General features: G+C 40.5%; 27 protein-coding genes and 1 riboswitch. Of the genes, 7 read left to right on the top strand and 20 right to left on the bottom strand.

Annotated elements, in window-relative coordinates; translation table 11 throughout:
• Window positions 1–6 precede the first annotated feature (6 nt).
• From AUO94_RS10920 to AUO94_RS10875, 10 genes are all read right to left on the bottom strand, one after another.
• Window positions 7–234, bottom strand: coding sequence for a sulfurtransferase TusA family protein (locus AUO94_RS10920; RefSeq protein WP_049693148.1), 228 nt, complete (start codon window positions 232–234; stop codon window positions 7–9).
• A gap of 43 nt (window positions 235–277) precedes the next feature.
• Window positions 278–1,402 carry an MBL fold metallo-hydrolase gene (locus AUO94_RS10915; RefSeq protein WP_058384241.1) on the bottom strand — a complete coding sequence of 375 codons (1,125 nt, stop codon included), beginning with the start codon at window positions 1,400–1,402 and terminating at the stop codon, window positions 278–280.
• 39 nt (window positions 1,403–1,441) lie between these two features.
• On the bottom strand, window positions 1,442–1,999 hold the full coding sequence (locus tag AUO94_RS10910) for a sulfurtransferase TusA family protein (protein ID WP_058384240.1): 558 nt from the start codon (window positions 1,997–1,999) through the stop codon (window positions 1,442–1,444).
• 42 nt (window positions 2,000–2,041) lie between these two features.
• Window positions 2,042–2,338 (bottom strand): rhodanese-like domain-containing protein, encoded by a 297-nt coding sequence (locus AUO94_RS10905; protein ID WP_058384239.1) that lies wholly within the window; start codon window positions 2,336–2,338, stop codon window positions 2,042–2,044.
• Between the two features lie 14 nt (window positions 2,339–2,352).
• Window positions 2,353–2,718: a rhodanese-like domain-containing protein gene (locus AUO94_RS10900; RefSeq protein WP_058384238.1), complete on the bottom strand. Its 366-nt coding sequence runs from the start codon at window positions 2,716–2,718 to the stop codon at window positions 2,353–2,355.
• Between the two features lie 29 nt (window positions 2,719–2,747).
• Complete coding sequence (locus AUO94_RS10895; RefSeq protein ID WP_049693153.1) at window positions 2,748–3,230, bottom strand: DsrE/DsrF/DrsH-like family protein; 483 nt, start codon at window positions 3,228–3,230, stop codon at window positions 2,748–2,750.
• Window positions 3,231–3,370: 140 nt separating this feature from the next.
• Window positions 3,371–3,631, bottom strand: coding sequence for a metal-sensitive transcriptional regulator (locus AUO94_RS10890; protein WP_049693154.1), 261 nt, complete (start codon window positions 3,629–3,631; stop codon window positions 3,371–3,373).
• A gap of 144 nt (window positions 3,632–3,775) precedes the next feature.
• Window positions 3,776–4,159 (bottom strand): DUF302 domain-containing protein, encoded by a 384-nt coding sequence (locus AUO94_RS10885; protein WP_058384237.1) that lies wholly within the window; start codon window positions 4,157–4,159, stop codon window positions 3,776–3,778.
• Between the two features lie 169 nt (window positions 4,160–4,328).
• Window positions 4,329–4,778, bottom strand: a complete 450-nt coding sequence (locus tag AUO94_RS10880) for an OsmC family protein (protein WP_058384236.1) — start codon at window positions 4,776–4,778, stop codon at window positions 4,329–4,331.
• Between the two features lie 14 nt (window positions 4,779–4,792).
• Window positions 4,793–5,734 (bottom strand): carbohydrate kinase family protein, encoded by a 942-nt coding sequence (locus AUO94_RS10875; RefSeq protein WP_058384235.1) that lies wholly within the window; start codon window positions 5,732–5,734, stop codon window positions 4,793–4,795.
• A gap of 142 nt (window positions 5,735–5,876) precedes the next feature.
• Between AUO94_RS10875 and AUO94_RS10870 the strand changes: the two genes are divergently transcribed.
• Complete coding sequence (locus AUO94_RS10870; protein WP_058384234.1) at window positions 5,877–6,440, top strand: GNAT family N-acetyltransferase; 564 nt, start codon at window positions 5,877–5,879, stop codon at window positions 6,438–6,440.
• A gap of 150 nt (window positions 6,441–6,590) precedes the next feature.
• Here the strand turns inward: AUO94_RS10870 and AUO94_RS10865 are convergent, their stop codons facing one another.
• From AUO94_RS10865 to AUO94_RS10850, 4 genes are all read right to left on the bottom strand, one after another.
• Window positions 6,591–7,412, bottom strand: coding sequence for a MetQ/NlpA family ABC transporter substrate-binding protein (locus AUO94_RS10865; protein WP_058384233.1), 822 nt, complete (start codon window positions 7,410–7,412; stop codon window positions 6,591–6,593).
• A 12-nt stretch (window positions 7,413–7,424) separates the two neighbouring features.
• Window positions 7,425–8,096: a methionine ABC transporter permease gene (locus tag AUO94_RS10860; RefSeq protein WP_058384232.1), complete on the bottom strand. Its 672-nt coding sequence runs from the start codon at window positions 8,094–8,096 to the stop codon at window positions 7,425–7,427.
• Window positions 8,086–9,099 (bottom strand): methionine ABC transporter ATP-binding protein, encoded by a 1,014-nt coding sequence (locus AUO94_RS10855; protein WP_058384231.1) that lies wholly within the window; start codon window positions 9,097–9,099, stop codon window positions 8,086–8,088. The genes AUO94_RS10860 and AUO94_RS10855 overlap by 11 nt, the downstream gene beginning before the upstream one ends.
• A gap of 68 nt (window positions 9,100–9,167) precedes the next feature.
• A riboswitch (SAM riboswitch) is annotated at window positions 9,168–9,271 on the bottom strand.
• Window positions 9,272–9,320: 49 nt separating this feature from the next.
• A complete protein-coding gene (locus AUO94_RS10850; protein ID WP_058384230.1) occupies window positions 9,321–10,109 on the bottom strand; it encodes a carbon-nitrogen family hydrolase in 789 nt (262 codons plus the stop codon).
• An 85-nt stretch (window positions 10,110–10,194) separates the two neighbouring features.
• Between AUO94_RS10850 and AUO94_RS10845 the strand changes: the two genes are divergently transcribed.
• On the top strand, window positions 10,195–11,358 hold the full coding sequence (locus AUO94_RS10845; RefSeq protein ID WP_058384229.1) for a pyridoxal phosphate-dependent aminotransferase: 1,164 nt from the start codon (window positions 10,195–10,197) through the stop codon (window positions 11,356–11,358).
• Between the two features lie 66 nt (window positions 11,359–11,424).
• Here the strand turns inward: AUO94_RS10845 and lepB are convergent, their stop codons facing one another.
• Window positions 11,425–11,958 (bottom strand): signal peptidase I, encoded by a 534-nt coding sequence (gene lepB, locus AUO94_RS10840; protein ID WP_058384228.1) that lies wholly within the window; start codon window positions 11,956–11,958, stop codon window positions 11,425–11,427.
• 253 nt (window positions 11,959–12,211) lie between these two features.
• On the opposite strand from lepB, the gene AUO94_RS10835 reads away from it, so the two are divergent.
• Together AUO94_RS10835 and AUO94_RS10830 are read left to right on the top strand one after the other, a co-directional pair.
• Window positions 12,212–13,231, top strand: a complete 1,020-nt coding sequence (locus AUO94_RS10835) for an SEC-C metal-binding domain-containing protein (RefSeq protein WP_058384227.1) — start codon at window positions 12,212–12,214, stop codon at window positions 13,229–13,231.
• A 445-nt stretch (window positions 13,232–13,676) separates the two neighbouring features.
• Window positions 13,677–14,180 (top strand): DUF421 domain-containing protein, encoded by a 504-nt coding sequence (locus AUO94_RS10830; protein ID WP_058384226.1) that lies wholly within the window; start codon window positions 13,677–13,679, stop codon window positions 14,178–14,180.
• Window positions 14,181–14,224: 44 nt separating this feature from the next.
• Here AUO94_RS10830 and AUO94_RS10825 read toward each other — a convergent pair whose 3' ends face one another.
• Complete coding sequence (locus AUO94_RS10825; RefSeq protein ID WP_058386830.1) at window positions 14,225–14,704, bottom strand: acyl-CoA thioesterase; 480 nt, start codon at window positions 14,702–14,704, stop codon at window positions 14,225–14,227.
• 94 nt (window positions 14,705–14,798) lie between these two features.
• Here AUO94_RS10825 and AUO94_RS10820 point away from each other — a divergent pair, with 94 nt between their 5' ends.
• Window positions 14,799–15,602 carry an AAC(3) family N-acetyltransferase gene (locus AUO94_RS10820; protein WP_058384225.1) on the top strand — a complete coding sequence of 268 codons (804 nt, stop codon included), beginning with the start codon at window positions 14,799–14,801 and terminating at the stop codon, window positions 15,600–15,602.
• Between the two features lie 41 nt (window positions 15,603–15,643).
• On the opposite strand, the gene AUO94_RS10815 is transcribed toward AUO94_RS10820, so the two are convergent.
• The 4 genes from AUO94_RS10815 to adh all read right to left on the bottom strand — a co-directional run bounded on the left by AUO94_RS10815 (window position 15,644) and on the right by adh (window position 18,756).
• Window positions 15,644–16,234: a Fic/DOC family protein gene (locus AUO94_RS10815; RefSeq protein ID WP_058384224.1), complete on the bottom strand. Its 591-nt coding sequence runs from the start codon at window positions 16,232–16,234 to the stop codon at window positions 15,644–15,646.
• Entirely contained in the window at window positions 16,227–16,415 is a 189-nt protein-coding gene (locus AUO94_RS10810) for a hypothetical protein (protein WP_058384223.1), read from the bottom strand. The genes AUO94_RS10815 and AUO94_RS10810 overlap by 8 nt, the downstream gene beginning before the upstream one ends.
• A 405-nt stretch (window positions 16,416–16,820) precedes the next feature.
• Window positions 16,821–17,183 (bottom strand): DUF779 domain-containing protein, encoded by a 363-nt coding sequence (locus AUO94_RS10805; protein ID WP_058384222.1) that lies wholly within the window; start codon window positions 17,181–17,183, stop codon window positions 16,821–16,823.
• A 52-nt stretch (window positions 17,184–17,235) separates the two neighbouring features.
• Window positions 17,236–18,756, bottom strand: coding sequence for an aldehyde dehydrogenase (gene adh, locus AUO94_RS10800; RefSeq protein WP_058384221.1), 1,521 nt, complete (start codon window positions 18,754–18,756; stop codon window positions 17,236–17,238).
• A gap of 209 nt (window positions 18,757–18,965) precedes the next feature.
• Between adh and AUO94_RS10795 the strand changes: the two genes are divergently transcribed.
• Both AUO94_RS10795 and AUO94_RS10790 read left to right on the top strand, forming a co-directional pair.
• Window positions 18,966–19,673 (top strand): pseudouridine synthase, encoded by a 708-nt coding sequence (locus AUO94_RS10795; RefSeq protein ID WP_058384220.1) that lies wholly within the window; start codon window positions 18,966–18,968, stop codon window positions 19,671–19,673.
• Window positions 19,674–19,686: 13 nt separating this feature from the next.
• Window positions 19,687–20,403 (top strand): DUF6904 family protein, encoded by a 717-nt coding sequence (locus AUO94_RS10790; RefSeq protein WP_058384219.1) that lies wholly within the window; start codon window positions 19,687–19,689, stop codon window positions 20,401–20,403.
• Window positions 20,404–20,426: the final 23 nt, after the last annotated feature.

Below are 20,426 nucleotides of genomic sequence, written 5' to 3'. Positions count from 1 at the left end.
CAGCTCTTAGCCTTTCTTGATCCAGAATTTAAAGACGTCGCCTTCTACTTGAGATTCCATTAATTCATGTCCACCTGACTTTGCCCATGCAGCTAAATCTGCTTGTGCACCTTTATCAGTAGCCAAAATTTCAAGAACTTCTCCGCTTTCCATATCTTTCATTTCTTTTCTTGTTTTTACGATTGGCATTGGGCATGCTAATCCTTTCGCGTCTAATACTTTAGTTGATTTCATCAGTATCTCTCCTTTAGGTTGTTTGTAATTTTTTTGTTTTTACTTAACGTACTGCGCAGCGATTCGGTCCAATTTCCATTTCACGCTGTATTTCTTCATCTGGTGTAATCTGACCCATATTTGTTTTGCGAATATCTTGATATGCATTCGGCTGTGGCGGTAAGTTTTTCGTAACCATATCACGGAATTCTTGTTCGTCCGAAATATTCAATCCGTGGTTTTCTTTAAATAAGTCGCCAAGTTTTTTAGCTACACTACCGTCTTCATTTAATTCATCAATAATCATGAAATGAGCTGGAAGAACAATAAGTTCGTTTGCTAGATCCTGATAACGTGAGTAAAGAGATTCTCTCAAATCCCCTACCCAGTCCTCAGCAAGACCTGCAAGATCTGGTCGTCCAATTGAATCGATAAACAAAATATCGCCAGTCATCAAATATTTTTTGTCTACAATAAACGAAGTAGAGCCGATTGTGTGACCTGGTGAGTAAAGTGCTTCAATTTCGAGTTGCGAGCTTCCAATTGCCACTTCTAGACCATTTTCTAAAGCCGCATAGTCAAACACGACTCCTTCTGCATCTTTTGCTGGCAAGTAATACGTTGCACCTGTTGCTTCTGCAATCGCTCGGCCCCCAGAAATATGATCAGCATGCAAATGCGTATCGAAAACATGCTTGATTGTTGCGCCTTTTTCTTGCGCGAAGTCCAAGAAGATTGTTGCCATGCGAGTTGCATCAATTACAGCGGCTTCTCCTTCAGAAATGACCATGTAAGAAAGACATCCCTTGCCTAGACGAACAAATTGATACAATTCGCCGTTGCTCAAATCTCCGACTTTTACAGGTTCCAGGTGTTCACTCCAGGCTTTCATACCGCCTTCAAGATACGCTGCAGAAACGCCTTCTTCTGACAGCATTTCCGCTACCATAACCGAAGATCCTTCTTTTGCACACACTACCAAGATATCTCTATCTGTTGGCAATTCTGAAACCACTTCTTCGACGCCGTCCAACAAATCAAAATAAGGGATATTCAAATACTGGATATTGCCACCTTCGATTTTCCAATCTGCAAAGGCATCGCCATTTCGTACATCTAAGATAAATAATGGCTGATTATTTACTACTTTTTTTGCTACTTCACTTGCTTTCATTGCTGTTACCGTCATGCGAAATTACCTCCAGGGGTATATTTTTAGTTAAAATTTTTATACAGTTTTCCCTGTCCAGTCTCTCATGCCAGGTACTACGTTATATAGGCTATTAAAACCATTTTTAGTCATCATATCTCCTGCAATACCACTTCTTCTACCTGAATGGCAAATAATGTAGATAGCCTCTTCTTTTGTTAGTTCGTCCATTCGCGCTTCTACTTCCCCTAATGCGATATGAATTGCTCCGGGAATATGAGCTTCTTCGAATTCATCTTTTTCTCGAACATCCAAAATCGTTATCGCTTCATCGTTTTCAACTTTCCGAGTGAAATCTGCCAATGAAATTTCAGGTATTGTAATGGTTTCTTCAGGAGCTCCTGCACCATCTTTTCGGAGGAAATGATGTAACACATCGCCTTCAATTTCAGTCCCGATGTACTGATGTCCAGAACTTTTTGCCCATGCTTGAAAATCAGCCGTTGAACCTTTATCTGTTGCTTGAATTTCAAGTACTTTACCTGAATCCATATTTTTCATCGTTTTTTTTGCTTTGACGATTGGCATCGGACATGCTAATCCTTTTGCATCTAATGTTAAATCTGTTTGTACCATTAAATTTCCTCCTTGAAATTCTGCCAGTTCTTCAGCAGACGATTAGTTTGTTTCGCCGTTCCAATCCAACATTCCGCCGTCCATGTTTGTAACGTTATAGCCTTGATCTTCAAGAAAACGAGTAGCTTGTCCACTACGTCCGCCAGATCGGCAAACCATGATATATTCTGAAGATTTGTCTAGTTCACTCATGCGGAATTCCAATAACCCCAACGGAATATGAATAGCGCCAGGAATTTTCCCTGCTGCAACTTCGTCTGTTTCGCGAACATCGATTAAGTGAATCGCTTGGTTACTTTCTACTATTTTTTGAACTTCTTCGGTTGTCATTGTTTTCATTGTGAATTTCTCCTTTATTTGCGGTAACTGCTCATGCCGCCTCTAATATTTGTTATCGTAGTAAACCCACTTTTCTTCAATAATTGACTAGCTTTGCTGCTGCGCATTCCGCTTTGGCAAATAACCAGTACTTCTTTTTCTTTTGATAGTTCAATCATGCGCTTTGGCAACTCATTTAATGGAATGTTTTTAAAGCCTTTGATATGATTCCCTTTAAATTCTCCTGGAGTTCGCACGTCAATATACTGTTTATCTTTCTTGCCGAGTTGCATTTTCATTTCTTCTGTAGAAATCGTTTGAACTCCTTTAGTAGGTGTTGTGAATCGATAAACTAACCAAAGGACAGCTGCTCCAACTAAAAGCCATGTAATCCACTCCATTTTTCATCTTCCCCTCATATTCAATTTGATTAGATGAATAAGTTAACGTTTCCGTCTTCTGCATCTCCAAGATAAGCCGCAACACCTGCGTATTCAATTCCATCGAGCAATTCTTCTTGTTGTAACCCCAGAAGATCCATTGTCATCGTACAGGCGATCATTTTCACGTCTTGCTCTGCTGCCATTTCAATTAGTTGTGGTAAAGATAATGCATTGTGTTTTTTCATAACTTGTTTAATCATTTTAGGTCCCATTCCACCAAACTGCATATTTGATAAACCGAGTTTATCTGCACCTCTTGGCATCATTTTACCGAACATGGCTTCTAGACGACCTTTTTTCAAAGCTGGTGGATTTTCTTTTCGTAATGCATTCAATCCCCAAAATGTGTGAAAAATTGTTACTTCGTGATCATATGCTGCAGCACCGTTAGCAATGATATAAGCTGCCATCGCCTTATCATAATCACCGCTGAATAATACGATCGTCGTTTTCTTTTGCTCTTGTGCCATTGTATTGCCTCCATTTTTTAAATTACCCGTAGGGGTATATTTTTTCTCCAAAAAAAATAACGTTTTATAGTGACGCCGCACTCTCTTGATACCCTATAGGGTATATTAAAGCAACTCTCTGTGAATGTCAAACAAAATTTTTATCTGCTTTTCACTAGTAAGTCAACAGCTTCTTTTACCATATTCTCTGTGCTTTCGCCCTTCTCTATGCTTTCACGTACGCACGTTTCAAGGTTATCGCTAACAATAACGCCGATAGCACGGTCTACTGCACTTCTTACTGCTGAAAGTTGCATAACGACATCTCTACACTCTCCGTCGTTTTCTACCATTCTAATAACACCCCGAAGCTGACCTTCTATTCTTTTCAATCGATTTTCAACAAGTTTGTCGTATTTCATATTATTGATGCCTCCTATTAATAAACGAAAGGATTCTTGCTTACCTTTATAATATACCCCTAAGGGTATGATGTCAATAGATGAGCTTACAACAACAATCACGTTAAACTTCGGGGATTAACCTTTATAAAAGCGTCTGACTTTTTATGCAGACTGGTCGATGCACTTGATCAAACGTTCTTCAATATCCTCAGCAATCGACTTGATGGTTGGATCTTCAACCATACCAATCAAAGCAGTAGGCTTCGGCATTCCAATTTTCACACCATCACTTTCTTTATACACTACGATTTTACACGGTAAGAAATAGCCAATCATTAAGTTTTCCGATAACACCCGATTCGCTTCTTTTGGATTACAAACCTCTAGAATTCTATAAGGCGTATCGAAGTCTTCCCCTTTTTCTTGAAGTTTGGCAGTTAAATCAAAATTCCAAAGAACACCAAATTTCTCCGCCTTTAAGTTTTCCTCTAAAGCTTCAACCGCTTCGTTTACTGTTTTTAATGTATCTACTGTGTAATTAAACATGTGTTAGTTCCTCCTTTTGTTTTTCGCTCTATCAGTACCCTACCCGGTATAAATCCACCTAAACATTGCACTGTCAGGATTTTCTCAAAAAAATAATAGACGAAGAAAAAGAAAACCTTTTTCTTCGTCTATTATTTTAAAGGTTTCCGGGGCATGCCTATACTGAATCTCAGTTTTCTTTTCTTATATCCGCTTGCAATTCAACTTCCACATTACCTTTAATCGCACGTGTAATCATGCAAGAGCTTTCAGCTTTTTCTGCCAGTTTCTGAACTAATGCTAAATCCTTGTCAGAAGCAGTCGCTTTTAAAACCACTTGTGGTTTGTGAATAATGCGCTTGTACGTAACTACGCCTTTTACGACTTCTACAATACCTTCTGATTCCATCGTTAAAGAAGATTTTTCTACCTTGCTGCGCTCCATCATAGCGGCAAGTGTAATAATGTAACAAGTAGCCGCGGCACCCAACAACATTTCATCAGGATTTGTGCCGATTCCGGGGCCATCCATTTCCGGTGGAATCGATATCTGAGTTTTTAATCCGCCTACTTCAATATCTCCTACGTCGTTGCGTAGACCCGGCCAATCTGCTTTTAAATGAAAACTATGCAAAGTCATAAAGTTTCTCCTTCTTAATCCTTATTTTTCTCAATCTCTTCAATACGCGGCATTGCTGTTAACGCACCTGTTTTTGTCGTACAAAGTGCGCCCATTTTATTACCAAAGTCAGTACAGCGAATCACTTCCTGATGTGTTTTAGGCAATCCAAACAAATGGATGTATCTGAGAATACCAGCCATGAAGGCGTCACCCGCTCCTGTTGTGTCTACCGGTTGCACAGGAATAACCGGTACGTGAAAGGTTTGATCTTTACAAACGGCATACGTGCCATTTTCACCATCTGTAACAAAAACCAACGGAATATGATTATGGGATAATTGGGTAATCCCATCTTCCATTCGTTCCGTTTCCATTAAAAAGGCAAGTTCTTCTGTCGTTAGTTTAACAATGTCTGCCGATGAAAGAAAATCCAATATGGTTTTGCGGCAAAGGTCTTCGCTTTCCCAGCGCAATGGTCGAATATTAACGTCATATGAACAAAGGACATCATATTCCTTTGCTAGTTTTAATGCCTTTTGAGTAGTGGCTCTTGCTTTAGGATGAAAAAGAGTTCCTGAACAGAAATGGAATACACTAGCATTTTCAAAAGCTTTTGGTTTTAGTTCATCGCTCGCTACTTGAAGATCAGGAGTTTTGTTAACATATGCTGAGAACACACGATCAAATTCAGGCGTCAAATGAATGTAAACACCACTCACCCTCTTTTCGGGTACCTTGATGGCATAAGTTAAATCTACGCCCTCCTTCAGTAATTCGTTTCGTACAAAAGCAGAAGTCTCGTCGTCTCCTGTAATTGTAATAAATCCTGACGGCACACCTAAACGGCTAACGCCTGCAGCCACATTCACGGTAGCTCCACCAAGATGACGTTCGAAAGTATCATTCGCGGCATTGGTCGCTATATAATCCACAAATGTATCTCCGTATGTCAGCACATGTTTCGTATTTACCATCCGTAGACCCCCTTCGTGTTAATAAACGCCTTCATTGATATACTATATGTTGAACTACTTCTCTATAGCTCAGCTTTTACACTTCTACGATCTATTATTTCAGTCTAAGCAGGTTTTAATCAAGTAACAGGAGGCATACTACATGAATATTATTATACGACAAGCGCAACCCGATGACGCAAAAAAAGTCGCACCACTCATTATCAATGCGATTGGAGACATCGCAAATCACATGACTGCACAAAAAGAATCAGCAGCGGTACTTGAAAAAGTGGAGGATATGATTCGTGGAGAAAATACACGTCATAGCTACCGTTATACATACGTTGCATTAGTAGATGGCAATATTGCTGGCACTTTGGTGCTTTATCACGGCAATCAAGCTGAAGCACTAGATCGCTACTTGGCTGATCAACTGAAAAAACAAGGGCACAATCGTTCAATTGAGCCAGAAGCTCATACCGACGAGTGGTATATCGACACTGTTTCAGTCGATTCTTCCTATCAAGGCCAAGGAATTGGCTCAAAACTTTTCCAATTTGCGGAGGAGCTGGTTTCTTCTCAAGGAGGAGGCAAACTTTCGTTAAACGTTGATATTGATAAAGACGGGGCGATTCGTCTTTACAAACGTCTAGGCTATTCTATTGCCGAACCTTGGACTATTATTGGTGAGCCTTTTCATCATATGGTTAAAGAGATTTCTTGAGCATTTAACTTTTCGTTTGCTTGTGTTCTTTATTTCTTCCCATATATATAGAAGAAAGCCGCTTCAGATTTTTCATCTGGAGCGGCTTTCTAGTTGTACTGGTCTTACTAATTCAACGTGAAGAAGCTTTCATACAATTAGATTCATTGTTTATTTAGCCAGCCATTCAGGCTTACCAAAACCAACAAATTCTTCATCGATTACAGCTTCAAATTCTTTTGATTCTACAACTTCTATTAAATCTTTAGCAAAATCACTATCTTCATTCTCTGCGTTCACTGTTACTACATTACGGTATTGGTCAGGCATATTTTCAAGTGCTAGTGCATCCAGTAGATCCATTTCAGCTGCTAGTGCAAAGTTTCCAGGAACAGCGGATAAATCAGATCCTTCAACTGCACGTGGCAATTGCCCAGCTTCGATTGGCTGGAATACTAGGTTTTTTTTATTTGTAATAACATCTCTTTCGGAAATCTTTAAATCATCCACTTCTGGGTCTACTTCGACTAGGCCTTGATCTTCGAGAATTTGTAAAGCACGTGCTGCATTAACAGGATCATTAGGAATGGCAATAGTCGCACCGTCTTCGATATCTTCTAACGCGTCAAATTGATTGGAATAAAGGCCCATTGGCGCTGTTGGTACGACGATTAAACCTGATAAATCCATATTGTTTTCTTTTTCAAAATTCTCTAAGTAAATTGTATGCTGGAATAGGTTGGCATCAATATCGCCGCCGTCAAGTGCGATATTTGGTTGAATGTAATCGCTAAACTCCACAATTTCTACCGTATACCCTTTTTCTTCTAAACCAGGCACAATTGCCTTACTCAACATATCACTGTATGGCCCCGCAGTAGCACCTAATTTAATATCTTTTGAAGTTTCTCCTGTTGATTTACTTTCTTCTCCACTACCACATGCTGCCAAAGCCAATGCGCTCGCTGCTACTATTAATCCTAGTTTTTTCATTTTGCTCTCCCCTTATCGTTTATCGATGACTTTCGCCGTATAATCGCCTGCCTGTTGAACCAATTGAACCAGCAGAATTAAAATAACAACAGTCACAATCATGATGGTGTTATCATATCGGTAATAACCAAAGCGAATAGCTAAATCTCCAATACCTCCGCCTCCTACTACACCTGCCATAGCAGAATAGGCCACTAAGCTGATGATGGTCAATGTGACGCCTTGAACAATACTAGACTTTGCTTCAGGCAGCAGCACACCTGTAATGATCATCCATGGTGTAGCTCCTACTGCAATAGCTGCCTCGATAACTCCTTTGTCAATTTCGCGAAGTGAATTTTCTACAATGCGCGCGAAAAAAGGAATTGCTGCGACAGATAGTGATACACTGGCCGCAACCGGGCCAATTGTTGTTCCTGTGATAAATTTCGTTAACGGAATAAGTGCCACTAACAAAATGATAAAGGGAATAGAGCGTACAATGTTTACAACAAAGCCCACTACCGAGTTTACCGATCGATTTTCAAGAAACAGACCGCGATCGGTTATGAATAACAAAATTCCGAGCGGCAAACCGACAATCAATGATACCGATAATGAGATGCCGATCATCATTAATGTTTGGAAAAATGCTGTTTGTATTTCTGGCCATAATTCAATAATTCGTCCCCATTCAATTTCCACTCGATATCACCTCCACGATTGCTGCTCTGTTTTCCAAATACTTCAATGCCTCCATAACTTCCATTTCAGCGCCTTTTAACTCCATAATAAAGACGCCAAGCGGTCGTTCTTGAATGTACTCGATAGCTCCGTGCAAAAAGTTGCCTTTTACCGAAAAGTTCTGCAGCATATCGGAAATGACGCCTTCGCCTGCTACGCCACCTTTGAACAGCACTTTCACTAAAGTTCCTTTAAATTCTTTCAAAATATGTACTGGAACATTAAAGGATACGACACTAGAAATAAATTCTTTCGTTAGCTCCTTTTGAGGATCTGCAAAAATATCGTAAACTTGTCCTTCTTCAATGACACGTCCGCCTTGCATGATCGCCATTCGATCGCAAATTTCTTTAACTACGTTCATTTCATGCGTAATTAGTACAACTGTAATTTTCAATTTACGATTGATGTCTTTTAATAACCGCAATATAGATAACGTCGTATTAGGGTCGAGCGCGGATGTCGCTTCGTCACACAACAAGACTGCTGGGTTGTTTGCTAATGCTCGAGCGATACCAACTCGCTGTTTTTGACCTCCACTCAACTGTGCAGGGTAGACATCCCGTTTATCTGACAAGCCGACCATTTCTAATAGCTCTTCTACGCGGATTTTAATGTCTTTCGTAGGTGTACCTGCTGCCCGAAGTGCAAAAGCAATATTGTCATAAACCGTCTTCTGGCTGATCAAATAAAAATGTTGGAAAATCATACCAATTTTCAATCTCGCTTTTCTTAATTGATTGCTGCTCAACTTCGTTAAGTCTTTGCCATCGACTACGACACTGCCAGAGCTCGGTCGTTCCAGCAAGTTGATGCAGCGAATCAGCGAACTTTTACCAGCTCCTGAATAACCAACAATCCCAAAAATTTCACCTTTTCCTACTTTCAAAGAAATATTGTCGACTCCAGTAACGGTGCCATGTTTAGTGGTATATGTTTTTGTTAAGTTCTGAATATGTATCATGGCTTCCTCCTGGCAACAAAAAGATGCCTCTTTCATCAAGAAAGAGGCATCGAAAAGTTTATTTTCTCGACTTATCTTCCGGAACATTTTACATTCCGCAGGACTTGGCACCTTCCCAAATGGGGGTTGCCGGACGTCATAGGGCCTACCCCTCGGTCTCTCTTGATAAGTTAGTATATTAGATTGAATTTCATATTACAGACATAGATTCAGAGTGTCAATCAAATTTTAAATGTTTCGTACAATTTTTCACGACGATCATCAAAGACCGGAATCCGTTTTCGGACTTTCTCTACTTCGTCCAAATCAATTTCCACATACCCCACGCCTTCGTCTTTTTGCATATCCAAGCGAACTTCTCCCCAAGGAGCTATGACCATCGTACTGCCGCCAAATACATTTTTCGGATCGCTGCCGACGCGATTCACAGCAACGATAAAGCACTGATTTTCAATTGCACGAGCTTGTAAAAGAATACGCCAGTGGTCAATTCGCGCTTCTGGCCATTCCGCTGATACGAAGATCAGTTTCGCTCCATTTAGTGCTTGTGCACGAATCCATTCAGGAAAACGAATGTCATAGCAAATAACTCCGCCATAAACAGTGCCGTCCAGTTTAAACGTCCCAAGTGTATCGCCTTCTTCAAGATGAATATGCTCATCCATTAAACCAAAACGATGTGCTTTGTCGTATTCTGAAACAAGTTCACCGTTTTTATTAACGACATACATCGTATTATAAAAGCCGTTATTCTTCTGTGTTGAAACAGAACCTCCGACAATATTCACAGCATGTTCTTTCGCAAAACTTTTCAGTAGCTCTACAGTTTGGTTAGTGCTGTCTGCTAAAGTACCAAGCTCAGTCAGTGCATATCCCGTGTTCCACATTTCTGGCAAAACAATTGTCTCCGCTCCGTTAGCGGCTGCCTCCGTTAAATAATTTATGACTTGCTGATAGTTCTGTTCGGGCTCTCCGAATATGATATCCATTTGAACACATGCAATTTTCATGTTTTCTCCTCCAGTAGACAAGCTAATCTAAATTCTATAAGATTCGGAGTAGATGTGCAATTATTTCGAAAATGAGGAGAATTTTATGGACTTTTCAAATCGCTTACAAAACTTACCTACTCAGTTTTTTGCTTCACTAGTTGCCAAAACGAGCAAAGCCGTCGCTGAAGGACGCGATGTCATCAATCTCGGACAAGGTAATCCCGACCAACCAACACCCGATCATATTATTAAAGCATTACAAACGGCGGCGGCTGATCCGAAGACACATAAGTACTCACCTTTCCGCGGCATTTCAGAATTACGTCAAGCTGCTGCGAATTTCTATAAACGCGAATATGGTGTAGACATTGATCCTGATTTAGAGGTCGCCATTTTGGCTGGAACCAAAATTGGACTTGTTGAATTGCCCTTGGCATTGCTTAATCCGCAAGATCTTTTGCTGCTGCCGGACCCGGGCTATCCTGACAACTTTTCCGGTGCTCCATTAGCGAATATTGACTACGAATTGATGCATCTCCACCCTGAAAATGGTTATTTACCAGACTTTAATGACTTGTCAGAAACTGTTTGTTCACGTGCAAAATTAATGTATTTGAACTACCCCAATAACCCGACAGGCGCCGTTGCAAATAAAGAATTTTTTGATGACACCGTCGCTTTTGCAAAAGACCATAACATCGCTGTTGTTCACGATTTTGCATACGGCGCCGTAGGATTTGAAGGAAAAAAACCGGTAAGCTTTTTGCAATCTGAAGGTGCCAAAGAAGTTGGGATTGAGATGTATACGTTATCGAAAACTTATAATATGGCGGGATGGCGAATTGGCTTTGCTGTGGGGCATTCGAAAATGATTGAAGCTTTAAATCTAATCCAAGATCATTTATTTGCCGGTTTGTTCCCTGCTGTCCAATTAGCTGCTGCAGAAGCTTTGAATGCGGATCAACAATGCGTAGCCGATTTGGTAGATTTGTATGAAAAGCGACGTAATGTGCTCGTAAAGGAATGCACGCGTATTGGCTGGAATATCGAAGCACCTCAAGGCTCTTTTTTTGCTTGGCTGCCAGTGCCGGAAGGCTTCACCAGTATCGAATTTGCTGATTTTTTACTTGAAAAGGCAGCTATTTCAGTCGCAGCTGGCAGCGGTTTTGGTGATAGCGGAGAAGGATTTATTCGCGTTGGGTTATTGGTTGATGAAAACCGAATCATCGAGGCAATGGACCGTATTGATAAACTAGCACTATTTTAAACTCAAAAAAGACAGCAATCCGTGTTAAAGGGTCGCTGTCTTTTTAAGTTTTAGCGTGACTGTTTTTTATTCTACGATACCCATATGGCTAAAAGGCGCAATTCTGATTTTCACTTCTCCGACAATAGATTTTTCAGAAATAAATCCTAAAATCCTTGAATCCGTACTGTTTAAGCGGTTATCTCCTAAGACAAAATAAGATTCCGCAGGTACAGTGAATTCCTTGAAGTCTTCAGTTAAACGAATCATTCCACGCTGTTTCGCAGTTTTTAAGTTGTTTTCTAAATAGGGCTCAACTTGAGCTTTACCGTTTAGATACAATTGGTCGTCCACCATCGAAATGACATCTCCTGGTACACCAATCACACGTTTAATGAAATTGACGTCATTTGGTGCAGTGAAAACAATCATATCAAAATTTTCTATTGTGTATATTTTCGCTAATACAACTTTGTCATCTTCTTCAAATGTAGGCATCATCGATTCACCATGAACAGCTACCGGCTCAAACAGAAAATGCCGAGATAGCAAGACAATAAGTACCGTTACTAAAATGACGCGCATCCAGGAAATCGATTCTTTTACTGGATCTGTATACATATTGTCACCTCCTGCTTGTCGTTACTCACTGTATTATAATACGCCTTCAGCTTCGTGCATACTTTCTAGTAGTTGTCATACTGCCTATTGTTCAAAAAGGTCATCAACTTACAAAGGACTCCACCTCATTTTTCTAAGCACAATCATCATGTATATCTGCTATTTCCAAGGACCATACTGGCGTCTGAATCGTCAGACTTTTGAGCCCATCGCAATTTTATGTTACACTCAATAAAAAATGTAGGTGATTAGAATGGTAGGAAGAAATGATCCATGTCCATGCGGCAGTGGCAAAAAATATAAAAAGTGTCACGGGAAACAGCAAACTGTGTCTATCAATGATTTGATTAATGAAGAACTATTCAAAGTACGCCAACAGTTCTTCTCGGAAAACCCAAACCAGACACATATTACTGAGTTCCGTGAATTGCAACAAGAATGGCAGCCACATCTAATGAAATCGATGGCTGAAAACGATGCGCAAGCATTTGTTATTGAGAATTTCCTGTTTATGAAAAAACCCGAATTGTGGGAAGAATTTTTAACAAAACACATTGACCTTGCTCAACGTCCAACAACAAAAGAAGTACTTGGAAATTGGAAAGACGTAAAAGTATTCCTTGGTCAATATGTTAAAGGCGATACTGAGAAAGCTCAGTTTACAGACGTCTTCACTGGTGAAACGCTTGAAATGGCAGACCAGCCTCCAACTGATATGGAAAATGGACAAGGTTTACTGGCTATCCTTCTTCCAGACTCTCGTGTTGGAGAAAAAGGCGTTCTTTTCCTAAATGGCTATTTAACCGTTGTTGGAGAGTTTAGTCCATTCTTCGAACAATTAAAAGCACAAATAGCTGCTGAAAATGCTACGCAAGATGAAAGCTATTTACGCGACAACTATTTACCAATTGTTGAACAAATTGTTAAGTACTCAACAGGCAGCGTAGAAGAAAGCATTCAGCTTTCTCCAGAACATGACGCTGTTATGACTGAACTTGATAAGCATATCGAGCAGGCAGAGTTTGATAAAGAAACTGTCGACAACATTACAAGCATTTTAAACAGCTACCTTGTCAGTCAACAGCCGACTGTTCAAAAACCCGAAGCGCTTGTTGCGGGGTATTGGAGATTCTTGCAGGATCACGAACTGATTGAAGGTCCGATGCTTTCTGCAAAAGACTTAAGTGAAAAATTTGGTGTATCTTCTAGCACGATTTTAAAGCGTTCAAAAGAATTTAGCGCATACTTCGAAGAATTGTTAGCCAAAAAATAAAAGTTTATCGTGTGAGATATTCTCTTAACGAAAATTACAAAAAAAAGAGTAGCCTCGGTTACTCTTTTTTTGTGTGTTTTTTTAAGTAATGCATACACCTAGCATCATTTTATTATCAGCTAAACATAATTTAATGGGTTACTCCGATATCAAGATACTTATTTTTATTTCTCTTTAAGAGAAGTTTAAATCATTCTCACTGTTTTTCTGCTTATTTTGTGTTTGTTGATAACCCTAAAGGGAATTATAGAGTCGAATAGCAAAACGCTTGAAAACCCGTTATTCCACATAAACTCTCTAACTACCTAGCCTTATGCACAGTAAAATGGATGTTTCTGTGTGCTATGTGGATAAGATGTTTGAATTTTGTTAATTTTATCATATGAATAGGACTTATTAACATGTGGATAAGTTCTATTGAAAGACACATAAGAGGAGGAATTACATGTTTGAAATTACGCTCACTAGCTTTATTCGAATTGTCACTGTCGGTTTTTTAGCTTACGTGGGACTTATTATCTTACTTCGTGCCTCTGGTAAACGTACATTAACTAAATTAAATGCCTTCGACTTAGTCGTAACTGTTGCTTTAGGTTCAACACTCGCCACCATATTATTAGACAGCAGCATTAGCTTACTTGAAGGAATGACTGCATTTGCGTTACTGATTTCCCTGCAGTATTTACTTACTTTTTTTTCGGTTCACTCCAAATGGGTGAACAACGTCATCAAATCAGAACCACGTTTGCTATTTCTGGATGGAAATTTTTTAAGAAAAGCGATGAAAAAAGAACGAATCAAAGAAATGGAGATTTTACAAGCCATCCGCAATACAGGATTTGGTTCTACCGAAAAAGTAAAAGCAGTCGTTCTCGAAACGGATGGGAGCCTATCCGTTATTAGTAGCGAAACGGGCAACGCATTAGAGAACGTAAATTCTGAAAGTTAATCGAACAAAAAAGGTGTATGGAGTTTAATCCATGCACCTTTTTCTTATGTTCTTGGTGTTTTCACTCTCATTTTTCGGTGTTCGCGTCTTGCAGGTGCTGTGTTAAAAAAGAGTTTTTCTCCTGCAGATTCCGGTAATACGGGTGGGACAGGAGTTGGTTTTCCGTCATCTCCCATTGCAACCATGGTCAAGAAGGATTCCGTTGTTAGCTTTTCTTCACCCGTTTGCAGATTTTTCGACTTTACTCGAACATATACCTCCATCGAAGTTCGGCCGGTTGACGTGACATTTGCTTCGAGTTCGAGTACGTCTCCAACACGTGCTGAAGACAAAAAGTCCACAGAATCGATCGATGCAGTTACAACTACTTGACGGCGTGCATGTTTCATTGCCGTGATCCCTGCAATTTCATCGATATAAGCTAATACTTTGCCACCAAATATGGAGTCCATATGATTGGTATCGGGTGGGAGGACCAACTTTGTTTGGATTGTTCTTGATTCTTTCATTGGTTTTGCTTCCATTTTCATCATTCCTTTCTCTATTGCCCTAACATCAGAAGTTCCCCAAAAACAGTGGGCTTTCCTATATACTATATTGAAATGAGGAGGATGCTTTATGTCAGAGTTATTGAATATTTTAAATACCCCTGAATTCCAATCAAAAACAACTATAAAGCATCAACTTCGGCAACTAGGCATTGTTGCTGGAGATGCGTTAATGGTTCATTCTTCACTGAAGTCCATGGGATGGATCGCTGGAGGTGCTCAGGCGGTCGTTGAAGCGTTGCTTGAAACAATTACAGAAGCAGGCACAATTGTCATGCCTGCGCAGTCTACGGACAACTCAGACCCTAGTTACTGGATGCAGCCACCAGTCCCTGAAAATTGGCATCAGCCAATACGCGAACAGCTTCCTGCTTTCGATCCCCACTTAAGCGGATTACGCGGCATGGGGAAAATTGCAGAATGCTTCCATAGCCATCCTGCAACTATACGTAGCCCTCACCCTTCGCATTCCTTTGCAGCCTATGGAAAACAAGCTGCTGAATGGATGAGTGAACAACCCCTCGAGGACTCTTTCGGGGAAAACTCGCCGCTCGCAAAAATGTTGCAAGTAGATGTGAAAATTTTATTTATTGGTGTTGGCTTTGATTCGTGTACGGCGCTTCACTATGCTGAATTTGTTCAAGAAAACCGACCTACTATACCGCAAGGCGCAGCTGTTTTGAAGGATGGAAAACGCGCTTGGCAAACTTACGACTGTGTGGATATGGATTCAGACCGCTTCCCAGAAATTGCAAAAGCTTTTCCAGGTAATATTTCTGAAGGTTTGCTCGGGCAAGCTGAAACCCGTCTTGTAGATATGAAACCCCTTGTCGAATTTGGAATCGACTGGCTTCGGGAACATCCTATAACGTAACATGCAGAAAATGCCAGTACTCTCTGAGTAACTGGCATTTTTCATGGCGTAATGATGTCGTCCAACAGTCTTTCTAGACGGTTATTATCTTTATTAAAGGAATCGACAAAAGCATTAATAATCTCAGCGGGCTCTGGTACTTTTCCCCAATCCAATCGATAACCCGCATTGAGTACCAACTGGCGCGCAAATTCGCGAACACTGCGTCCATTACCTTCACGAAAAGGATGTAAAGCATTCAATTCTGAAAGAAAATAAGCAAGTCTTGAGATCAGCTGACTTCGCGGTAATTTCTTCAAATAATTTTCCGATTTTAAGTCAGTAAAAATTTTTAGCAACTGTGCTTCTATGTGTTTAGGATGAGCAAAAGAAGAAGAACCTTTGGAAATCATTTCTTGTCTCAATTCTCCAGCAAACGGATAAACGTCCTGAAGGATATATCGGTGGATGGCTAAAAATGCGTTAATATCCAAAAGATTTATCGGTTTCTGCAGTTGAAGTTCCGAAAGACGAAGCAACGAATAAACTTTCTCCAATTCTTTCAGTTTTTCTTCATCTTCTACATGAAATAAATTAATCAATACATCAGTCCCAGAGTAACAATACATGGAAGTGTGCTGATAGTTAGACATCAAACTTCCTTTTGATGGCTTGATGGAATTGTGCTTCCGTCCGTTCACCAGTCAATACCGACCGAACGAAATTTTCATCCTCACTTGTTACTTCAAATCCTTCTGTAACTAAAGAATGCGAAGCGTAGGAAATCGCATGATTGGCTTGTTCGCGAGAAACTCGGTTCACTAATTTCGTCAACTGGATAACCACCTTTCATGCTAAAATTATACCATTTTACTAGCCTACTTTCTATCTTCACCCCTTGTTCCATATGGCTTAAACTAATGATTTCCACTTGTAGACATTCTACAAACTAGCTATGCTTTCGGGCCTACAGGATGTGGGTCATGCAACTGGTGCTTCAGGACAACGCGGTGCCAGTTGCCAAGGGCTCGCGGGAGTCTCTACTACTTTTCTCCATATCTTCTAGTTAACAATGGAAACATAGACAATGCCTTCTTATTCAACAGGTTACCTAGCGCAAGCTGGGCAAAGCGGTGTAGAAAAGTCGGTTTCTTTCATTCAACTTATATGGAGCGGCTTCTCGAATATCAAAAAATTTATAAACAGTAAAAAACCGGATGCATTTGCATCCGGTTTTACTCAAGCTTGTTGCTGTAATTCTTTGGTTTCATCTGAAGTGAAAGCTCTCGATCTCGTTAAAAATCGTTTACCCTCGACTCCTTCCAGCGAGAACATTCCGCCGCGTCCTGGAACGACATCAATGATTAGCTGCGTATGGCTCCAATAGTCAAATTGGTTTTTGTGCATATAGAATTTGCTGTCTCCGATAACTCCCATCAAAATATCCTGATCTCCGATAAACAAGTCACCTTCTGGATAACACATCGGTGAACTGCCGTCACAGCAGCCACCTGATTGATGGAACATAACCGGTCCATGCTTTTCTTTCAGCAATTCAATCAATTCAATAGCAGCATCTGTCGCAATAACGCGTTCGACCATTGCTATCCCTACTTTCTTGGTTCACTGAAACACTTGTAGACTTCCTCTAGAATCAAAAGAATCCTTGTTTATCTTCACTATAGCTAACTAACATATTTTTTGTTTGTTGATAGTGGTTGAGCATCATCAAATGGTTTTCACGGCCAAAGCCTGACATTTTGTATCCACCGAAGGCTGCGTGAGCTGGATATTGGTGGTAGCAGTTTGTCCATACGCGTCCTGCTTGAATGCCACGGCCAAAGCGATAAGCTGTGTTGGTATCACGCGTCCAAATTCCCGAGCCTAATCCGTATAGCGTGTCGTTGGCAATTTCAAGCGCTTCTTCTTTCGTTTTAAAAGTCGTTACGGAAACAACTGGTCCAAAAATCTCTTCTTGGAAAACACGCATTTTGTTATGGCCTTTAAAGACTGTTGGTTGAATATAGAAGCCTTCAGAGTAATCACCCTCTAATTTATTGCGATCGCCTCCTGCAAGAACTTCAGCTCCTTCTTGCTTGCCGATATCTAAGTAGGACAAGATTTTCTCCATTTGTTCTGTGGAAGCCTGTGCTCCCATCATTGTTTCTGGATCAAGCGGATTTCCTGTTTTGATGGCTGCTACGCGCTTTAGTGCACGTTCCATAAACTCATCATAAATGTCTTCTTGAATTAACACACGAGATGGGCATGTACACACTTCGCCTTGATTCAATGCGAACATGACAAATCCTTCGATCGCTTTGTCAAGAAACGCATCGTCTTTGTCCATTACGTCTTTAAAAAAGATATTCGGTGATTTCCCGCCCAGTTCCAGTGTAACTGGAATCAGGTTTTGAGATGCATATTGCATGATCATACGACCTGTAGTCGTTTCACCGGTAAATGCTACTTTACTGATACGCGGACTTGAAGCAAGCGGCTTACCTGTCTCAAGACCAAAGCCGTTAACGATATTCAAGACTCCAGGAGGCAAAATATCCCCAATCAGTTCAGCTAACACTAGAATACTTGCCGGCGTTTGTTCAGCTGGTTTTAATACGACACAGTTACCCGCAGCAAGAGCAGGTGCTAGTTTCCAAACAGCCATTAATATCGGAAAGTTCCATGGGATGATTTGAGCAACAACACCAAGTGGCTCGTGGAAGTGATAAGCTACAGTATCATTGTCAATTTGGCTTAGCGAACCTTCTTGTGCCCGAATAGCTCCAGCAAAATAACGGAAATGATCGATTGCCAGTGGCAGATCGGCGTTCAAAGTTTCACGTACTGCTTTGCCGTTATCCCATGTTTCAGCTACAGCGAGCATTTCTAGGTTTTGCTCCATACGATCTGCAATTTTAAGCAAAGCATTGGCACGTTCAGTAACTGAAGTTTTTCCCCAAGCTTCTTTTGCCGCATGTGCTGCGTCAAGAGCCAGTTCTACGTCTTCTGCAGTGGAGCGAGCAATTTCCGTAAACTTCTTACCAGTTACCGGTGAAACATTATCAAAATATTGCCCTTTAACAGGTGCTTTCCACTCTCCATTTATAAAGTTGTCATACTTATCTTTAAATGTAACTTTTGAGCCTTCTGTATTCGGCATTGCGTAGACCATTCCCATTTCTCCCCTTTACTCGTATTACCGTTATGTACGCGCTTACATTATTTCAGCTAACCCAAGGCGCATCAATAACAGCTTCCCTTCTATATTGTCAAACTAATCTAAAAATTGCAACTGTGGAACATCAAATTTTTTTATTCGCTCACGCAGTTGATGTATAATAAGAGCGAGACTAGGAAATATGGAACTGAGAGGAATTTATTATGCGAATCAATAAGTTTTTGAGCGAAACAGGCATTACTTCAAGACGCGGAGCCGATAAGTTCATTGAAGCAGAACGTGTGACGATTAATGGCAAATTAGCCGAACTGGGTAGCCAAGTCGAATCCAACGACGAAGTCCGAGTTGATGGCAAAATCATCGAACAGCCCAAGCAACAATACGTCTATTTGGCATTAAACAAGCCCATTGGCATTACCAGTACAACAGAACGGCATATTGACGGAAATATTGTTGACTTCGTTAATCATCCAGAACGTATTTTTCACATAGGACGCTTGGATAAAGATTCAGAAGGACTTATCCTATTGACTAATGACGGAGATATCGTCAACGAAATTTTACGTGTTGAGAATGAACATGAGAAACAATACATCGTCAAAGTAGATATGCCGATCACCGAATCCTTTTTAGCAAAAATGGAAGAAGGTGTCGAAATTCTCGATACAAAAACACTTCCAGCAAAAGCTGAAAAGTTGTCTAGTTACACCTTTAAACTAACCCTACGTCAAGGTTTAAATCGCCAAATCCGCCGCATGTGTACAGCGCTTGGCTACGAGGTTCGGAGTTTACAACGAGTCCGCATTATCAATATCTTTTTAGAAGATCTGCCTGTTGGAGAATGGCGCGATTTGACTGACGCAGAACGAAACGAGCTATTCAATCAACTCGGTTACACACCAAAACGTTGAGGAGGCTATTAACATGCTGAATATGAAAAGTACACCGAACCATACAGGCGTTAAAGTCAGCGGCGATTACTTCGATTTAGACGAACTCAACGTGGCCATTTATAAAATGATTGGTCAGGAAGACCAGTACTATGGTTACGAAGGATCGCGGATGCGAATCCTTAATGCAGCTTATCAAATTCGCCAAGCTGCTCAAGGTGATCGCAATGTAGATTTTGTTTTTAACGGACTGCATGAACATACGATGAAACAGCATGGCTTGATCGCTCCCAACAAGAATATTTATTTTTCCACAGAAATACTATGGCCCGAATTAATCTACGCCGCTATCGCTTTGAAGGATTTCGTCAACTTCTATCAAGAAGATAAAAAATTTCCACTGTGGGATGTTCACTTACCGACCATTTTCCGCTTTCAATCCTTGGTCCTCGACTGTCTCCAGGGACACGTGCCAGCTGAAGAATTTGACGTTATCCTAAAAGCCTTTAATCAACCTGCTTCAGTAAATGATTACGCAATTCAATATGTTGACTTACTGAACTTGAAATACATTGGCATGACGAAAGAACAACGTGAAAAAAGTCTGTCCACTATCGCAATGAAAATCGCCGTACAAGATCAAGATTACACGGCCTTCCGCAATCAAGTCATTGCCGCCGCAACACCTTACAAAAAGCCAATACATGAAATCGACATAAAGGCCGAGTACCCAGAAAAATTTGAGTGGTAACAAGAAAAGCAAAGGCTGCCATG

Origin of the sequence: Planococcus kocurii (assembly GCF_001465835.2) — a bacterium.
Classification (GTDB): Bacteria; Bacillota; Bacilli; order Bacillales_A; family Planococcaceae; genus Planococcus; species Planococcus kocurii.
The sequence above is the reverse complement of the archived record's forward strand: the minus strand, read 5'-3'. Positions and strand labels throughout refer to the sequence as shown.

Coding starts and splice junctions, on each gene's coding strand:
- AUO94_RS10900 (WP_058384238.1), bottom strand. CDS start 2,718: ATGGAGTGGATTACATGGCTTTTAGTTGGAGCAGCTGTCCTTTGGTTA.
- AUO94_RS10875 (WP_058384235.1), bottom strand. CDS start 5,734: ATGGTAAATACGAAACATGTGCTGACATACGGAGATACATTTGTGGAT.
- AUO94_RS10820 (WP_058384225.1), top strand. CDS start 14,799: ATGTCAGAGTTATTGAATATTTTAAATACCCCTGAATTCCAATCAAAA.
- AUO94_RS10870 (WP_058384234.1), top strand. CDS start 5,877: ATGAATATTATTATACGACAAGCGCAACCCGATGACGCAAAAAAAGTC.
- AUO94_RS10915 (WP_058384241.1), bottom strand. CDS start 1,402: ATGACGGTAACAGCAATGAAAGCAAGTGAAGTAGCAAAAAAAGTAGTA.
- AUO94_RS10825 (WP_058386830.1), bottom strand. CDS start 14,704: ATGGAAGCAAAACCAATGAAAGAATCAAGAACAATCCAAACAAAGTTG.
- AUO94_RS10905 (WP_058384239.1), bottom strand. CDS start 2,338: ATGAAAACAATGACAACCGAAGAAGTTCAAAAAATAGTAGAAAGTAAC.
- AUO94_RS10890 (WP_049693154.1), bottom strand. CDS start 3,631: ATGAAATACGACAAACTTGTTGAAAATCGATTGAAAAGAATAGAAGGT.
- AUO94_RS10850 (WP_058384230.1), bottom strand. CDS start 10,109: ATGAAAATTGCATGTGTTCAAATGGATATCATATTCGGAGAGCCCGAA.
- AUO94_RS10805 (WP_058384222.1), bottom strand. CDS start 17,183: ATGGTCGAACGCGTTATTGCGACAGATGCTGCTATTGAATTGATTGAA.
- AUO94_RS10895 (WP_049693153.1), bottom strand. CDS start 3,230: ATGGCACAAGAGCAAAAGAAAACGACGATCGTATTATTCAGCGGTGAT.
- AUO94_RS10815 (WP_058384224.1), bottom strand. CDS start 16,234: ATGTCTAACTATCAGCACACTTCCATGTATTGTTACTCTGGGACTGAT.
- AUO94_RS10795 (WP_058384220.1), top strand. CDS start 18,966: ATGCGAATCAATAAGTTTTTGAGCGAAACAGGCATTACTTCAAGACGC.
- AUO94_RS10855 (WP_058384231.1), bottom strand. CDS start 9,099: ATGATACATATTCAGAACTTAACAAAAACATATACCACTAAACATGGC.
- AUO94_RS10790 (WP_058384219.1), top strand. CDS start 19,687: ATGCTGAATATGAAAAGTACACCGAACCATACAGGCGTTAAAGTCAGC.
- lepB (WP_058384228.1), bottom strand. CDS start 11,958: ATGTATACAGATCCAGTAAAAGAATCGATTTCCTGGATGCGCGTCATT.
- AUO94_RS10920 (WP_049693148.1), bottom strand. CDS start 234: ATGAAATCAACTAAAGTATTAGACGCGAAAGGATTAGCATGCCCAATG.
- AUO94_RS10845 (WP_058384229.1), top strand. CDS start 10,195: ATGGACTTTTCAAATCGCTTACAAAACTTACCTACTCAGTTTTTTGCT.
- AUO94_RS10835 (WP_058384227.1), top strand. CDS start 12,212: ATGGTAGGAAGAAATGATCCATGTCCATGCGGCAGTGGCAAAAAATAT.
- adh (WP_058384221.1), bottom strand. CDS start 18,756: ATGGTCTACGCAATGCCGAATACAGAAGGCTCAAAAGTTACATTTAAA.
- AUO94_RS10830 (WP_058384226.1), top strand. CDS start 13,677: ATGTTTGAAATTACGCTCACTAGCTTTATTCGAATTGTCACTGTCGGT.
- AUO94_RS10910 (WP_058384240.1), bottom strand. CDS start 1,999: ATGGTACAAACAGATTTAACATTAGATGCAAAAGGATTAGCATGTCCG.
- AUO94_RS10885 (WP_058384237.1), bottom strand. CDS start 4,159: ATGTTTAATTACACAGTAGATACATTAAAAACAGTAAACGAAGCGGTT.
- AUO94_RS10880 (WP_058384236.1), bottom strand. CDS start 4,778: ATGACTTTGCATAGTTTTCATTTAAAAGCAGATTGGCCGGGTCTACGC.
- AUO94_RS10865 (WP_058384233.1), bottom strand. CDS start 7,412: ATGAAAAAACTAGGATTAATAGTAGCAGCGAGCGCATTGGCTTTGGCA.